Origin of the sequence: Beijerinckia mobilis, from assembly GCF_000745425.1 — a bacterium.
GTDB lineage: Bacteria > Pseudomonadota > Alphaproteobacteria > Rhizobiales > Beijerinckiaceae > Beijerinckia > Beijerinckia mobilis.
Genome location: NZ_JQJH01000011.1, coordinates 82,921 through 98,707, shown reverse-complemented (window position 1 = coordinate 98,707; position 15,787 = coordinate 82,921). Strand labels below are relative to the sequence as shown.

Annotated in this window: 10 protein-coding genes; 3 read left to right on the top strand and 7 right to left on the bottom strand. The window is 58.1% G+C overall.

Annotation, left to right across the window (positions count from 1 at the left end; genetic code table 11):
* Window positions 1-491: 491 nt before the first annotated feature.
* On the top strand, window positions 492-1,700 hold the full coding sequence (locus tag DL88_RS10475; RefSeq protein WP_084705116.1) for a ceramide glucosyltransferase: 1,209 nt from the start codon (window positions 492-494) through the stop codon (window positions 1,698-1,700).
* Window positions 1,701-1,758: 58 nt separating this feature from the next.
* A complete protein-coding gene (locus tag DL88_RS10470) occupies window positions 1,759-2,757 on the top strand; it encodes a cation diffusion facilitator family transporter (RefSeq protein ID WP_034995646.1) in 999 nt (332 codons plus the stop codon).
* A 47-nt stretch (window positions 2,758-2,804) separates the two neighbouring features.
* Here the strand turns inward: DL88_RS10470 and DL88_RS10465 are convergent, their stop codons facing one another.
* The 7 genes from DL88_RS10465 to DL88_RS10435 all read right to left on the bottom strand — a co-directional run bounded on the left by DL88_RS10465 (window position 2,805) and on the right by DL88_RS10435 (window position 12,459).
* Window positions 2,805-3,413, bottom strand: coding sequence for an ABC-type transport auxiliary lipoprotein family protein (locus tag DL88_RS10465; RefSeq protein WP_034995643.1), 609 nt, complete (start codon window positions 3,411-3,413; stop codon window positions 2,805-2,807).
* Window positions 3,414-3,627: 214 nt separating this feature from the next.
* On the bottom strand, window positions 3,628-4,674 hold the full coding sequence (locus DL88_RS10460; RefSeq protein ID WP_245270761.1) for an MlaD family protein: 1,047 nt from the start codon (window positions 4,672-4,674) through the stop codon (window positions 3,628-3,630).
* Between the two features lie 133 nt (window positions 4,675-4,807).
* Window positions 4,808-5,605, bottom strand: a complete 798-nt coding sequence (locus DL88_RS10455) for an ABC transporter ATP-binding protein (RefSeq protein ID WP_034995750.1) — start codon at window positions 5,603-5,605, stop codon at window positions 4,808-4,810.
* 86 nt (window positions 5,606-5,691) lie between these two features.
* Window positions 5,692-6,825 (bottom strand): ABC transporter permease, encoded by a 1,134-nt coding sequence (locus DL88_RS10450; RefSeq protein WP_034995638.1) that lies wholly within the window; start codon window positions 6,823-6,825, stop codon window positions 5,692-5,694.
* Window positions 6,826-7,691: 866 nt separating this feature from the next.
* A complete protein-coding gene (locus tag DL88_RS10445; RefSeq protein WP_245270759.1) occupies window positions 7,692-8,129 on the bottom strand; it encodes a pyridoxamine 5'-phosphate oxidase family protein in 438 nt (145 codons plus the stop codon).
* A 308-nt stretch (window positions 8,130-8,437) separates the two neighbouring features.
* Window positions 8,438-11,863: a tetratricopeptide repeat protein gene (locus DL88_RS10440; protein ID WP_156971043.1), complete on the bottom strand. Its 3,426-nt coding sequence runs from the start codon at window positions 11,861-11,863 to the stop codon at window positions 8,438-8,440.
* Between the two features lie 110 nt (window positions 11,864-11,973).
* Window positions 11,974-12,459, bottom strand: a complete 486-nt coding sequence (locus tag DL88_RS10435; RefSeq protein WP_034995633.1) for a Het-E N-terminal domain-containing protein — start codon at window positions 12,457-12,459, stop codon at window positions 11,974-11,976.
* A 494-nt stretch (window positions 12,460-12,953) separates the two neighbouring features.
* On the opposite strand from DL88_RS10435, the gene ppc reads away from it, so the two are divergent.
* A complete protein-coding gene (gene ppc, locus DL88_RS10430) occupies window positions 12,954-15,767 on the top strand; it encodes a phosphoenolpyruvate carboxylase (RefSeq protein ID WP_051955866.1) in 2,814 nt (937 codons plus the stop codon).
* Window positions 15,768-15,787 lie beyond the last annotated feature (20 nt).

The window sequence follows — 15,787 nt, the reverse complement described above, 5'->3', positions numbered from 1 at the left end:
TCTGTGGAAACCGCCAGTCCGTGTGAAAATGTCGGGCCCGCCGGAACGCTTTTCAATGCTGCGCTTTGGGATGAAGGCCGCCCCGGTGCAGAATCGGATGGGCTCGTCGGATTGTCATTATGCGCCCGCGTTCCCCAGGAGTTCAAGCAGGGGAGATCAATGCTGATGCCGGTTGGTGACATATGGCCTGCGGAAAGACTTGAGAAGACGCTTGATGCGGACATGCTTGATGAGGAGATGACAGCAATGCGTGAGGGAGCATCTCGCGAAGTCCCGAAGACGGCGGCTGTCGCCCGCGCCAATCGTCCTTTCGTCTGCTCTTGCGTGGCGCAGGCCGTCGTTGATCCAGATTGGTGCCGCTATTCCTCTCACTTGCCATTTCGCTTGCCGTTCGAGAAAGGGTGCTTTGCGAAACACGCGCTTTCGAGCGACGGTCACATGCCTTTTATCAGCCGGACCAGCGGCTTTTTTCAGGAGCTGGCGGCATGATGATGCAGATCGCTTTGGTTCTGGGACTTTTCAGCCTCGTCCTGACGATGGTGAATCTGGTGGGCCTGATCGTCGCCCTTGTCCGTATTCGCCCGCCGCGCACAGCCTGTCCTGTGCCGCATTCGGCGCCGGGCGTCACCATCGTCCGCCCGGTCTGCGGCCTTGAGACCTTTTCGCATGAGACGCTGTCCTCGGGCTTACGCCTCGACTATCCCCTTTATGAAATGATCTTCTGCGTCGCTCGCACCAGCGATCCGATCATCCCGCTCGTCGAAAAACTCATCGCTGCGCATCCGCAGGTTCCGGCGAAGCTCATTATCGGCGATGAGAAAGTCTGCGAAAATCCCAAGCTCAACAATTGTGTTCGTGGCTACGACGAGGCCCGGCATGACTGGCTCATTCTCGCTGACGCCAATGTGCTGATGCCGGGGGATTATATCCAGCAGCTTCTCGCCGCGTGGAAACCGTCAAGCGGGCTCGTCTGCTCCATGCCGCTCGGGTCACAAGCGGAAAATGTCTGGGCGGAGTTCGAATGCGCTTTTCTCAACACCTATGAAGCACGCTGGCAATTTACCGGTGAGGCTTTCGGCAGGGGATTTGCGCAGGGCAAGACGATGCTGTGGCGCCGCGATATTCTGGAGGCGGGCGGAGGCATTCGCGCGCTCGGCAGAGAAATCGCCGAGGATGCCGCTGGCACCAAGCTCGTGCATGCCCAAAACCGCAAGATCCACCTTGTCGAGGCGCCCTTCGAACAGCCGCTTGGGCGGCGCTCGGCAAAGGAAGTGTGGAACCGTCAGGTGCGCTGGGCGCGGATGCGGCGCAAAACCTTCCCGCTCTACTTCCTGCCGGAAATTCTGACGGGTGGAGCCCTGCCGATCCTCGCCGGGACCCTCGCCGCCTTCCTCGCCGATTATAATGTGGAGGCGGTCCTAGCGGCTCTGCTGCTGCTCTGGTATGGGCCGGAAAGCCTGCTCGCTTTGCACAAGCACTGGCCGTTTTCCTGGCGTATGCCGGCGCTCTTTCTCTTGCGCGATTTCTCGCTCCCGGTGATTTATACGCTCGCCTGGTGCGGTGACCGTTTCGTCTGGCATGGCAAGCCGATGGACATGCGCGCACAGCAACCGGCGCATGGCGCGAGGCCGCAGGACGGAAATCATGCCCATGATGAATCCGGCGGTGAACTCGTCGAATCGACGTCGCGCTCGTCCTGATTCTCGCTTATATACCGCCTCATTCCTTGGGAATGGCGGTATATGACTGGGGTTTCCGATGTCTGATGCGGTGAATGGGAAAGCGGAAGCGCATGATCATGATCATGGCGGTCATGATCACGCCGGCGCCCATTCCCACACCCATGCCCATCATCCCGGCGGTCACTCCCACGTGCATGTGCCGCTCGATGACAATCGCCGGTTCCTCATCGGTATCAGTCTCAATATTCTCATCGTCGTGCTGGAGGCGGCATTTGGTGTTCTCGGCAATTCCGTCGCCTTGATTGCTGACGCGGGGCACAATCTGTCCGATGTGTTGAGTCTCGTGATCGCTTTCGCCGCGCATCGGCTTGCCCTGCGGCCCCCTTCCGGCCGTTACACCTATGGCCTGCACGGATTTTCAATTCTCTCGGCTTTGTTCAATGCCGTGATGCTGCTCGTCGTTGCCGGTGCCTTGATCTGGGAATCGCTGTTGCGTCTTTTCAATCCTCAGCCGGTCGAAGCCGGGATGATGATGGTTGTCGCTTTCGTCGGCATGGTGGCCAATGCCGCGACGGCCTATATGTTTCTCTCCGGCAGCAAGGATGATTTGAACATCAAGGGCGCCTTTCTGCACATGGCGGCGGATGCTTTGGTCTCCGCCGGCGTCCTGATCGGCGGACTGCTCATCGCCCTCACGAGTTATTTGTGGCTCGATCCCGTCATCAGCCTGCTCATCAATGCGACGATTATTTACGGCACATGGGCGTTGCTGCGTGAAAGCCTGGCCATGTCGCTGAATGCGGTGCCGGCAGGCATAGAGAGCGACAGCGTGCGCCGCTATCTGCTCTCGCTTCCAGGCGTGGCGGGACTGCACGATCTCCATATCTGGCCAGTCTCGACCAGCGAGACGGCCTTGACGGCGCATCTTCTCATGCCCGAGGGAGCGCCCGGCGATACTTTTCTGATGCAGGCTTCAGAGGAATTGCGGACGCATTATCGCATCGGCCATGTGACTTTGCAGATCGAATGCGACCCGGAGACGCTCTGCGCGCTCGCACCAGACCATGTCTTGTGACGCTGGTGGTGCCGGGCTGCGCTTTTTGCAAAGTTTGAGGAAAATGATCAGATCAGCGGCGCCGCCCAGCGGACGATCTGGCGCATGACCTGGCCCAGCGCCTGATCGAGCGCGGCGCTGACGCTTGGGCCATCGTCATGCTGTGTCGGCACCGAGGCCTTGAAAATACGCGCGTAGCGGATGCGGCCGGTATTGTCGACGAGCTGTGCCGCGATCACCACGGCGGTCTGGAAATTCGCGGCATTCAGCTCGAACCGCCGGATCTCGCTCGAGAGCGTGAAATTGGCGGCCATGCCGGGACGGCCGACCTCGCGCAGGAGATGTGCATTCTCGAAAGTTTCGATCAGCCGCGTCTGCACCAGGGCGGGCAGACGGTCCGCCCATTGCGCGCCGCTCAGATAGGCGATCGAATCGTCCGGCCGCCGCACGAGGATACGCTGGGAGGCGAGCGGGGAATCGGTGACGGGTTCGGCCACGGCCAATTGGCCGCGCGCGGCATGAACGTGAAAGGAGCCGGATGCCGGTGAAAGATCGAAAGTCGGCGGTGCCCCGGCCGAACAGGCGGCCAGGGTAAGCGGCAAAACGAGCAACAGGCCCAAAGAGGGCGTGCGTCTGTTGCAACAGCGCGCTTTGAGGGAGGCCGATTCTGACGTCATCCTCTCGAAACTCCAAGGGGCTCCTACACGCCCCATTCCCGCAATCGAGACTGGCGGGTACTTGAGGCCATGCTTAGGCTGATAGGCCGGAAGGCGCAACCCCGTCGTGGGGTGCCGGGCGGTTCCTCGCCCGCCTTCCGGGGATCATCACGGTGGATTGATAGCATTCCCGGAGGAGGGGGCCTCGGGAACGGCTTGTTTGCTCACGAGCGGTTCAGCGTGTGCTCATGTATTCGGGAATCGATGATTTCTTGCCGAACAGGAATTGCTGCGGATTGTTCTCGATCGACCGGACGGCCTGCGTGATCGTGTCGAGCGTGCGGCGGCCGTCGACGGCGAGCGCCTCATATTGGCGCAGGCCGGTGCTGGCGAATTTGTTGATATTATCCGCCGCGCGCCGCACTGAGCGTGCCGCCGAGCCGACATCGGCGAAAGAAGTGCGGATCTCGGTCAAGGCGTTCTTCGAATCTCCGCTGCCGAGGAAGCTTTGGAGCGAATCCATCACACCCTCGATCTTGTTGCCTGCGGCATCGAGCTTGCCGGAAAAGGAATCGGCATGGGCGAGGATCGATTTGACACGCTCCGGATCGATCGATTTCACCACCCTGTCGGCATCCTCTGTAAGCGGCTTGATGGTACGGCCGAGATCCCCCATCGATGCCATGAAATCCTTGATCCCGTCGGAATTGGCGGCGAGCGCGTCGCTGAATTTCTCGGCGTTCTTCAGGGTTTTGCTCAAGGCGGGCGAATTGGCATCGACGAGGCCATTGGCCTTTTCGAGGAAATCGGAAGCCTGTGAGGCGATCCGGCGCGCGCTTTCGATCAGATCCTGGAAGTCCGAACGGTCGGCGTGAATGATGCCGGGGCCGCCGTCGGGCGGTGTCGGCAGCGGCGGGGCCTCCGGGCTGCCGCCCGTCAGGGCGAGCGAGGCGACGCCGGTAAAGCCCTGGTATTCCAGCCGTGCCTTGGTATCGGAACGCACCGGGACCCGCGAATCGATCGCGATTATGGCCTCGACCTGGGAAGGGTCGCTCGGCGCGAGATCGATATGGGTGACATCGCCGACCCTGACACCGTTGAAGAGGACGGCGCCGCCGCGTGACAGGCCGGAAATCGAGCCGTTGAAGAGCACGCGATAATTGGCAAGTTCGGCCGGACGGTTGGCGCCCGAGAACCACAGAATGAACAGAAAGATCGAGATGATGACAGCGACGGTGAAGCCGCCGATCAGGGCGTAATTGGCGCGCGTTTCCATGGTCATTGATCCCGAAAATGGCGGATCGCCCGCATGCAGGCGAACAGGATGCGCGCCGGACGAGCCTGGCCGTGCGGTCCCGGGCCAATGGAGCGCGAGGGGTGGGACGCCCAAAAGGGCGGGAGAAACAGGCTGCGGCTCATGAAGATGCCTCCGCGAGCCGGTCGTCGCCGAGCAGCTGGCGCGCGCGCTTGCCGTGGAAATAGGCGCGCAGCCAGGGATGCGTCGAGGCAAGCATGGTGGACAGCGATCCTTCCGCAATCACCTTGCCGTCGGCGAGCGCGGCGATGCGGTCGCAGATCGCATAGAGGCTGTCGAGATCATGGGTGACCATGAAGACGGTCAGCCCGAGGGTTTTCTGCAGCGTCGAGATCAGTTCGTCGAAATCCGCTGCGCCGATCGGATCGAGCCCGGAGGTGGGCTCGTCGAGAAAGACGAGTTCGGGATCGAGCGCGAGGGAGCGGGCGAGCGCCGCGCGTTTGATCATGCCGCCCGACAGTTCGGAAGGATATTTTTCGGCGGCATCACGCGGCAGGCCGACGAGTTCGAGTTTCAAAAGCGCCAGCTCATCCATCAGCCGTGACGAGAGCGCCAGATGTTCGCGCATCGGCACTTGTACGTTCTGTTTGACGGTGAGGCCGGAGAACAGGGCACCCTGCTGGAACATGACGCCGGTGCGGCGTTCGAGGGCGGCATGTTCGCGTGTGGTGATCTGGTCGAGATCGGAGCCGAACATTTCGATCCGGCCGCTGCGTTTCCTGACGAGGCCGAGAATGGTGCGCGTGAGCACCGATTTGCCCATGCCCGAGCCGCCGACAAAACCCAGCACCTCGCCCTTATAGACGTCGAGATCGAGCCCCTTCATGACCATTTTCTCGCCGAAACCGACGAAAAGATCGCGGACGCGGATGATGATTTCTTTATTCGGTTCCGCCATGGAGGTCCCGTTTATGGTCCCCCCGTTTATCGACGGCGCGGCGCCGGGATAGGCGGGTGGCGGCGGCATTCCTGGCGCATCCTCAATCAATAGTTGATCCCCGCGAAGAACATGGCGAACAGGCCGTCGAGCACGATGACCATGAAGATCGCTTTGACGACGGAAGCGGTCACGTGACGGCCGAGCGATTCGGCCGAACCTTCCACCGCAAAGCCCTCGACGGCGGCAATGAGGCCGATGATGAGAGCCATGAATGGGGCCTTGATGAGGCCGATATAGAGCGTGTGCAGGTTGATCGCGTCATGCAGCCGTTTCAGGAAGATGACCGGCGCGATGCCGCCATAGGAATAGGAAACGATGAGACCCCCGGCAAGTCCCGCCATATCGGCGAGGAAGGTCAGGAGCGGCAGTGTGATGATGAGAGAGAGCAGCCGCGGCACGATGAGTACCTCGATCGGCCGCATGCCCATCACTTTCAGCGCATCGATTTCCTCGCGCATCTTCATCGAGCCGATTTCGGCGGTGATGGCGGATCCCGAACGGCCGGCGATCATGATCGAGGTCAGGAGCACGCCGAGCTCGCGCAAGGTGAGGATGCCGAGAAGATCGACGGCGAAAGTGGAAGCGCCGAACCGGCGGAGCTGGAAAAGCCCCTGCTGCGCGACGATGCAGCCGACGAGGAAATTGATCAGAATAATGATCGGCGCACTGCGGAAGCCGATCATATCCATCTGATAGACGAGGGAAATCCCACGAAAATGATGGCGATTGATGAAGCTCTGGGCAAGCGAGGTGATCGATTCGCCGAGAAACACCATCCCGCGCAAGGCTTCCTGGCCAGAATCGACGACCGTTTTGCCGATTTCGATCAGCGGCGCGAGGAGAATCGGAACGCCTTTGCGTTCGAATTTCGGAAAAGCACGGAAATGGGCTTCGCGGAACAGGATGTCATATTCCGGCCGGACGTGATCGAGTTCCGTCGCCACGCCGCGCTGCGACAAATCCTGCAGCGTCCGGTCGATCAGCCAGGCGCCCGCCGTATCGAGCCTTTCGACACCGGCAAGGTCGAAGATCGCCCGTCTTGCCTGCCCGAGCTTCTTCAAAAGCTCGGCGGCGGCGCTTTCGAGTGCGTTGGACCATTCGAGAGTCCAATGGCCGGCGAGGCTGAAATGCACGGCATCGCCGAGCGTTTCACTGGAAAAACTGGGAATTTGAGGCATTGCCCGGTCCCGATCTCGCTCGCGCCCAAACGGACAGGTCCGGTGCGGACCCGATGTTTGCCCTCTATCCTTTCTCCCTGATCCCGGTCTGTCGGGTCAGAGAGGTCCGGCGGAAAGCCGTTGCCCCGTGATCACGGGGACCGAATCTCAATGCTTTATACTCATCGAGACTCGGTAGTACACCAAATTTCGCTGGTCCCCACCTGTCGGGATCAACGAAATCCGGGAAACCGCTGCCCCGCCGTCGCGGGGATCAAATCTCGAAGAGGCTCAAGGAATCGCGCTCGTCGAGATTTGCTGTGATCCGTCTGCCTTGGGCCACACGCGCGTTTCGCAAGACCCGGATGTCTTGCACGGCATGGGCCGGGATTGCCGGCCGTCGCGCTGGCCGGCTGCCAAGCTAGAGGCCAAGGCAGGTTTAGAGCCTATCGTTGCGCGAGAAAAGTCACAAATTGTGCGGGTCCGTGATGGGACGGCGCGCGTTCATGCTGGATCACGGCCTCTTGAAAAGCACCGTTTTGAAGATGGGCTCCCGCCATGCGAGGCAGCGGCTGTCACGCAAAACCTCATCGAGCGCAATCGGCTATGATCCATCGCACAGCTATAAGCCTCAAAACTTAATGGACCTTTGGCGCGGATTCCGCGCGCCGATCCGGAGTGAGGCAGTATGGACCGATTCTGCGACGATGCCGTTGCGGATCGTTCCGAAACCGCCTTCTCAAAAAGTCGGACGATTGTCAGCGCAAGGATATGCAAAGCGACGACGCGAGGGGAAAAGGTTTCCTGTGGCGCGTTCCGGATGGAACGCGATCCCGCTTCTCAAACTGAAGGGGCACGGGGAAACGGCGGTTGATGGCGCAGGGGTATCAAAGAACGATTTCCTCATTCTCCTGGCCAGTCCAATAATGCAGGCGTTTGGCATTCACTTTAATGAGGACGATACCTGGCGTGTCGCTGCCGTTCTCATACCATTTGTCGAGACTTTGCTGCCAATGCGCCTTGATGGCGGCCCTGTCGCGGATCAGTTCCGCCCGGCCGTCCACGGCAACGAAGAGCGGCTGGCTGCCGAACAAACCCCGGTCACCCTGAAAAGTCAGACCGATCGCGGGATTACGCGCGATCTCGGCGACGAGACGCGCATCCTCATAGGCATAGAGATAGCAGGTGCCGCAATCGCCGATATCGCCATTGGTCCTCATCGGCCGCGCGCTGATCGCGCCAGTCTCTGTCTGCGTGGAGAGCATCACGAAGTCGATGCCGCGCATCCTGTCAATGAGTTCCGAGAGACTCAATTTGCTCATCATGTCTTTCCGGTGTTGGGGTGCTTCCAGTTACCGTATGACGGCGCTATGCCTTGGCGGGGCAATTCTCAGGCGTGATTTCGGGTTCCATTTTTAGCGTCGCCTTCGCTTTTTAGTGAAGGCTGAAAGGAGGCGGCGGACGGCCATTGGCCTCTTCGGGTATGTATTTGGATGCCAGTTTGCAGCATAGGCAACCTTCAAGGCAGGCTATTTACTTTCCGCTTTGCGTCCATATTAGCCGTTCGAGCTTTTCTTTATCGCTATTCAAAGCGGACATGGCAGATAGCTGCCCTGATGCGAGCGCGTCCTGCTCAGTGCATGTGATGTCGTAGAACTGTGTTGGTCCAAAATTGAACTGCCTTTTGAACCTCTTGAGTGGAAAGGAAGTGGCCTTTAAGCCAATCGAAGATGTAATTTCTCAAGTGTTGATTCCCTTGCAGCCAGATGTACGCGATCCAATAGGCCCAATCCTCTTTGCGGTGCCGAATAAGGGCGGAGAGAATGCATGATGTGCGGGTTGCCCGTTCAAGCGTGGCTCCCTTATGGTGCCACAAGTTTATGAGAAAGCGTGCCGTGACGACGGTGTGGCCAGGCATATCGGCGCCGACATTTCCAATGAAATGGCACAGGGCGGCAAAGCCATCGGCAGTACTTTCTTCGTAATAGATCGCAAGTGATTGATCGTTAAGCCATAGGTTTCCGTGTCGTCGATAGGCTAAGCCAACGGTTACAGTTGTTTGATCTTTTGGTGTCACAAGCACTTGCGATTGCGCTGCGAGAACGACCGCCTGGAGCCACGTTCCATCGACCTTGGTTAAAACCGTAGCGATTTGGCGATAGTAGAGATCGTCGCTGAGAAGCACGTCACCCCGTGACGCTGCCAAATACATCGGCTCCAATACGCGTTGGCCGATGATGCGGCAAAAGTCAGCAACTTCTTTCGGGATCGAGTCTGGAAAGGTAACGGGCTCGATGATGCAGTGATTTTCGATTTTCTGTTTGACGTTTTCCAAAGCTTTGATTTGTTGCTCGAGAAAGTCGTCAGTGATCTCATGTCTAACATATTCATGATTAACATAGGCGAGAGACATTTTGGCGCGTCCAAGATTGGCCTTCGCACGTGTGATTCCGGCATCCAATTCGTCGATTACTGACGCCGGGATGCTAAGGGTGCCGAACCACGACTTGAGCAGCGGTAAAGCACCGACTTCGGCGGCGACGATCGCCGTGTATTCGTCAAGGGTTGCGCCTACATTTTTGTAGTCTTTCGCAGTGGCAACACCCTGATCACAGTCTGTGCCGATGCCGGTAGCAGTTGTGATATCCCGGCCCAAAGAGCGAATGTAATGGGCAAGACCAATCACATCCATGCCGATCGAGCGCGCCGTGATCGCTAACGGCGTACCTTTGAAATAGGATTGCTCGACGGCATCCCTCTGACCGTCAGAGCGCTCTTTGATCATGTTGAGGATGGGCTGAACGTCGCCAGCAACCATCGTAAAGTTCCACAGCCCGGGGGTTGTCGGGAAGCGGGTTGGAAAGGACTGCATCACCGTATGCAGGACATGCAGATATTTGCTTTTGATCTCGGACACGGTCCAAATGCGATGCTGACCGGTAAGTTCGTTGGACTCGATTGTGTCATTGAGCCGCTTACCGAGAAGACGTTTGGCTCTTTCTTGCTGGATCGAAACAATCTCGATCCCGAAGATCGCCTCGCCGTCTCCGATAATAAAGCTGTCAGTCCGTCCGAGATCATCCTTGATCATGACCCAGCAGTCTTGATCGACGATGTTTTGGTCTGGAATAATCGTCTGGCTATTATCGGCGATTATTAGTCCGACGTATCCAAGCGATAGTTTTGGATCTTCAGGATGGGATTGAAGCGTTCGATAGGCGAGCGAGAGACTTCTTGAAAACTCGCCGACATCCCGGAGCTGATGGGACCAACGCATTGCGTAAATTGGTGGCCCGACAAATGATGTTTCATCGGTTTCGATGATAAATTTCCGGGCTTCTTCATCGCGCTTGGTGCGCCGGTAAATCTCAATAAGTTTCAGCCGGATATAGGCTTCGCTTGGCGATGCTACGATCGCCTGCTTCAGAACGGCTTCAGCTTCACTATAGCGGTGCCTTTCAGCCAAAACATTGGCGTGGCCTCGCGCAATTCTAGGATGACTAAGGAGTGTCGGTGCCAGATGTTCGTAAAATTTCATATTTCGCCGACGCGGCGGCTGTTCCATGGCGTGCGCGTCCGAAAGCTGCAATAACTCCGGAGTAATGGCTCCTAGGTCGAGGTGCCCATTCAAAGCGTCAATAACGGAGCCGTAGTCGCTGAGCGCATAAGCATATGAAGCAAGCATGATTCTGGCCGGATGGGACATATCGGCCTGAAGCAAAGAGACGGCGTCCTTGAAAGCCCGATCGGCAACATCGCCGAAACTATAATGTCTTGCGAGTTGTGCAATGAAGATGAGAGCCCTTGGCTCGGTGACTGCACCTTTCCGAGCGTCATCGAATGCGGTCTCGTCATTGTCGTGTTCACCGCTTGCCAAATCGGCCAAACGAATGAGCCACGCGACAAAGCTCTTCTCTAGGTCGGGAATCTCGGCTTTTCGAAAAATTTGAGATGCCTCGACCCAATTGCCTTTATTGAATTCAAAGACGCCTCTGAAAAATCCAGCGGAGTCTTGAGAAGGTAGCTTCGCGAATGCCCGCGAGGCGAGTGTACCATCATTGAAGGTCAGAGCGATTTGAACGGCCAGGATCAGGGCCGGTTCATAATCGGATCTATCAACGAGCTCGCCTGCGAGCGCCACGGCTTTCGGACCGTCTTCGAGTAAGCGATAAGCGACGCTGCAAGTACTGAGTGCTGAAAGCCCATCTTCGCGATTAGGAACTTCCGATTGTTTGATCCGAAGCCATATTGCTTCTAGGGTTTCCGCGGATTTGCGCGTTTTTTCCCGCTCATGCCCAGTAAGCGGGCGATAACATTCATGGCGCGTGGCGCGCGCAATTTCATCGACATCAGCTTCAGCCGCAAATATTTTGAAGAAATGATTATTGGGATAAAGCTGAGCTCCGACCCGCGCGAGCGACCACCATTGTTCTCGCGGTCCGCGTTGCTGCGCGAGAAGACATCTTGCTAATAAAACACGTTCGCGATGCTTTAGCCCTTCCGGAATGATTTGTTCCGGATCGGTCCCGTCATTAAGAGTGTTGCAGGTATCGATGAGATGAGCCGCAAGCTCCTCATTGTTTGGATCCGAAGCAAGTTTGGTCTGCGCGAATACGAGGGCTTCCTGGTATTTTTGACGTAGAATCAAAGTGTAGGCTTGTGTCGCGATGGCTTTTGGTTCTTCTGGAGCTGCCTCTATCGCTTGATCAAGCCATGTCAGAGCACCAGCGATATCGCCAAGCTGGGCCAAGCAATTGCCGATATTGGCTTTGACCCGAAAAACGACATAAGAAGAGGCTTCCCTAGGAAGCGTCGTAAGCATCTTTCGTAAGCCATTTTCTGCGTCCTTGGCATAGCCAGCTCTGAGCCGCTCACGGAAAATGTCGATTTGATCGCTAAGGCTCTTTTCTAAGACCGACAGGATACGCTGGTCGTCATTCTGCGTCGCCGCCGCATTGGCGATCGCCGCCGACAAACGCGATGATTCTGAAATGAAATATTGATTGAAGTGAATCTCCCGCGCCGCATATGCGGTCGCGTTCGGAGAATCTAAAAACACAAATGAATTTTCACCCGATTGGGTAGAAATATTTGCGTTTGCGACAGGCCGGTCTCGTAAATTTTCGATTTGTTTCCGCGCACCGCCCAATGCTTCGGACGGTGCGCCAGTCAGTTTCCCGATGGCTTGCCATTTCGCATATCGATATTGGTCAAACTGAAATCTCCGGCAGACTTCGATTTGACATCGATGGTTTGGGCGCCCTTTATCGTATCGATTTTGACATGACCTCCGCTGTCAATATCAACTTTGATACTGGCGATGGACTCAGCCGCTTTGATCGCCGCCTGATCATCTTTTAAAGCGGTTAAGAGGGTGGTCAGTTTTTGTGATATTTCACCCGCGTCTTCTGGCGGAATGTCGGCAATGGCTGAAGCGAGCTCCGCCTGCGCGTCCTGAGACGAGGCATCTACTTCGAGGCGATTAGCTGCCCGCTCAACTTTCCGGCCACATACGGTTATCAAGGCACCCTTCAGGCTCTTGTATGCGTCCTTAGTTAATTCCTTGATGACTTCGGTTCCTATAATTTCGCCGAGCGTGGGAGAGAAGGTAGAGGCGCCTGCGATCATGGTTGAAAGAAGAAGGGAGAAATCCATGTGATCCGACCGAGACGATTTTATGCGGGGTGGTATTATATGAGCCAGACTACTGATTCCTGCAATCTCGCCGCAGCTCTAGCAGGTTTGACGGCAAGATGACGAAGTCGAAGTGTGGAAATCGATGCCGAACGATGCCATCTTTTTGTGCAAGGATCGTGCAGATTAAGGAGCCCACTCCCGCGTGACCGGGAACCTGCCGAGCACAAAGGCTAATGGCACGCCGTTTCTTTTCTAGCGCCCGCTGACGAGCCTTCCATGTCGAAAGCTGCTGGTCAGCAAACGGCCTGTCTAAGAAATTAATGCCGATTGTCGTATTTGGTCGCGCCAACACCACCATCGCTGATAACTACCCTCCCTCGCAAAATGCCGGAAATGTGATCATGTGGCTTTCTGCGATCTCAACAAGGTCGCTCACCCCGAAGAAAGCGTCCCCAATCCATGCCGCGTCTTGAGCTTCGGACGTAGTTCATGGCATGTCTCAGACAAAATCGATGGGTGGAAAGGATTGGGGGCTTCTGATGACCGGCGAGATGCAGCCGTCCGATGAGCGGTTGAATGACGACATCCGGCTGCTCGGCCAGATTCTTGGAGACACGATTCGCGAGCAGGAGGGCGACGAAAGTTTCGAGCGGATCGAGACGATCCGCCGCCTGAGCGTTGCCTTCGAGCGCGGCGCCGATGCCGAGGCGGGCGCGGCGCTCGATCATCTGCTGCGCGGGCTTTCGGCCGAGCAGGCGGTTTCGGTGATCCGCTCCTTCAGCGCCTTTTCGCATCTCGCCAATATTGCCGAGGATCATGAAACGATCCGCCGGGTTGAGGCTGAAAACGGGGCTGAAAACGGAGAAGCGGATCTCCGCGCTGAGGATGACCGGGCGGGTCTTGGTCTCGCCGGCGGGCTCGCGCGGTTGCAGGCTGCCGGAATCGACAGGGACCGGATCATCGCTGCGCTGGAAAAAAGCTTCCTTTCGCCGGTTTTGACCGCGCATCCGACGGAAGTGCAGCGCAAGAGCCAGCTCGATGCCGAACGCGAGATCTTCGCTTTGCTCGTCGAGCGGGCGGGGCTCGGACGGAATGAGGCGGCGCTGCGCCGCAATCTCGGCTTGCTGCGCGCCCGCATCACCCAGGCCTGGCAGACGCGGCTCCTGCGCAGCGCCAAGCTGACTGTGCGCGACGAGATCGAAAACGCGCTCAGCTATTATCAGACCACTTTTCTGCGCCAATTGCCCGCGCTCTATTGTGAACTCGAGGACCAGCTCGATCTCAAAAGCGGCACGCTGCCCTGTTTTTTGCGGATGGGCAGCTGGATCGGCGGGGATCGCGACGGCAATCCCAATGTGACTGCCGAGAGCCTGTCCATGGCCCTGAACCGGCAGGCAGAAGTGGCCTTGCGCCATTATCTGGCCGAAGTGCGGGTGCTCGCCAATGAATTGCCGCTCTCGAGCCTTCTCGTCTCCTGTTCCGATGAACTCGCGGAGCTCGCCGCCCGCTCGGGGGATACAAGCCCGCACCGTGCCGATGAGCCCTATCGGCGTGCCCTCATCGGCATCAAGGGCAGGCTAGCCGCGACCCTCAAAACCCTGACCGGGCAGGAGGATTCGAAACCGGTTCCAGAGGGTGCCGAGCCCTATGCCGATCCCGAGGCGTTACAGGCCGATCTCGCGATCATCGAGACGTCGCTGGCGCAAAATCATGGCGCGGCGTTGATCGGCGTGCGGCTCGCGCCGCTGCGGCGGGCGGTCGCTTTGTTCGGCTTTCACCTCGCCACGGTCGATCTGCGGCAGAATTCCGACCGTCATGCCGAAACCATCGGTGAATTGCTGCGTGTCGCCAAGGTCGCCGAGGATTATGCCGGGCTCGATGAGGCGGCGCGGCGTGATCTGTTGTTGCGGCTTTTGTGCGATCCGCGCCTGCTCTTCGTGCCCTATCACAGCTATAGCCCGCGCACGCGGGAGGAATTGGCGGTCTTTGCGGCGGCGCGGCAATTGCGCCGGTCGCATGGGCCGCTGGCGATCCGCCAATATATCATCAGCCATACGGAGGCGGTCAGCGATCTTCTCGAAGTGCTGCTGCTGCAGAAGGAATGCGGCCTGATCGAAGGCCTGTTCGGCGATCCTGCCGAGCCGCCACGTGCCGAATTGATGGTCGTGCCCTTGTTCGAGACGATCGAGGATTTGCGCAACGCCAAGGGCATTATGGCGGAATTCTACGCTCTGCCGGGGATCGCCGATCTCGTGCGCGACTCAGGCGGCGTGCAGGAAATCATGCTCGGCTATTCCGACAGCAACAAGGACGGCGGATTTTTCACCAGCAATTGGGAACTCTACCGCGTTTCTGTCGCGCTCGCCGATTTCTTCGCGAAAAATACCGACATCACCTTGCGCCTGTTCCATGGTCGCGGGGGAACGGTCGGGCGTGGTGGCGGGCCGAGCCATCAGGCGATTTTGGCGCAGCCACCAGGGACCGCCAATGGCCAGATGCGGCTGACCGAACAGGGCGAGGTCATTTCCTCGAAATATGCGCAGCCCGAGATCGGCCGGCGCAATCTCGAAACGCTGGTCGTCGCCAATCTCGAAGCCATGCTGCTGCGCGCCGACGCGGTGCCGCCGCAATCCTATTGCGAAGCGGCGCAGTTTTTTTCGCAGACGAGCACCAAAGCCTATCGGGCGCTGGTCTATGAACAGCCGGGATTCGTCGATTATTTCTATGCGGCGACGCCGATTGCCGAGATCGCCGATCTCAATATCGGGTCGCGCCCGGCCTCGCGCACGACGAGCCGCAGAATCGAGGATTTGCGTGCCATTCCCTGGAGTTTTTCCTGGGGTCAGGCGCGCGTCAGCCTGCCGGGCTGGTATGGTTTCGGCTCCGCCGTCGAGGCCTTTCTCAAGGAAGCGCCACAGGAAAGACTGGAGCTTTTGCGGGAAATGGCCGCCGAATGGCCCCTCTTCCGGACGCTTTTGTCGAATATGGACATGGTGCTCGCCAAAACCGACCGCAAGCTCGCGAAACTCTATGCGGCGCTCGTGCCCGACCCCGCGCTCTCGGAACACATTTTCGGGCTCATCGAAGCGGAATGGATACGAACGATCGATGCGCTCGATCAAATTCTCGATGTCCGCGACCGGCTTGCCGATAATCCATCGCTTGCCCGGTCCATCGCGCGGCGTTTTCCCTATATCGCACCGCTCAATCATTTGCAGGTCGAATTGCTGCGCCGCTGGCGCCACGGCAAGACCGACAAACGGACCTATAATGGTATTTTGATCTCCATCAATGGCGTCGCGGCGGGCCTGCGTAATACGGGCTGATGACGGCATGCGCGCAAGCC

What these genes read in the sequence shown, in the direction of transcription:
- DL88_RS10475 (WP_084705116.1), top strand. Translation starts at nt 492, where the DNA reads ATGCAGATCGCTTTGGTTCTGGGACTTTTCAGCCTCGTCCTGACGATG.
- DL88_RS10445 (WP_245270759.1), bottom strand. Translation starts at nt 8,129, where the DNA reads ATGATGAGCAAATTGAGTCTCTCGGAACTCATTGACAGGATGCGCGGC.
- DL88_RS10460 (WP_245270761.1), bottom strand. Translation starts at nt 4,674, where the DNA reads ATGACCATGGAAACGCGCGCCAATTACGCCCTGATCGGCGGCTTCACC.
- DL88_RS10435 (WP_034995633.1), bottom strand. Translation starts at nt 12,459, where the DNA reads ATGGATTTCTCCCTTCTTCTTTCAACCATGATCGCAGGCGCCTCTACC.
- ppc (WP_051955866.1), top strand. Translation starts at nt 12,954, where the DNA reads ATGGGTGGAAAGGATTGGGGGCTTCTGATGACCGGCGAGATGCAGCCG.
- DL88_RS10450 (WP_034995638.1), bottom strand. Translation starts at nt 6,825, where the DNA reads ATGCCTCAAATTCCCAGTTTTTCCAGTGAAACGCTCGGCGATGCCGTG.
- DL88_RS10455 (WP_034995750.1), bottom strand. Translation starts at nt 5,605, where the DNA reads ATGGCGGAACCGAATAAAGAAATCATCATCCGCGTCCGCGATCTTTTC.
- DL88_RS10470 (WP_034995646.1), top strand. Translation starts at nt 1,759, where the DNA reads ATGTCTGATGCGGTGAATGGGAAAGCGGAAGCGCATGATCATGATCAT.
- DL88_RS10465 (WP_034995643.1), bottom strand. Translation starts at nt 3,413, where the DNA reads ATGACGTCAGAATCGGCCTCCCTCAAAGCGCGCTGTTGCAACAGACGC.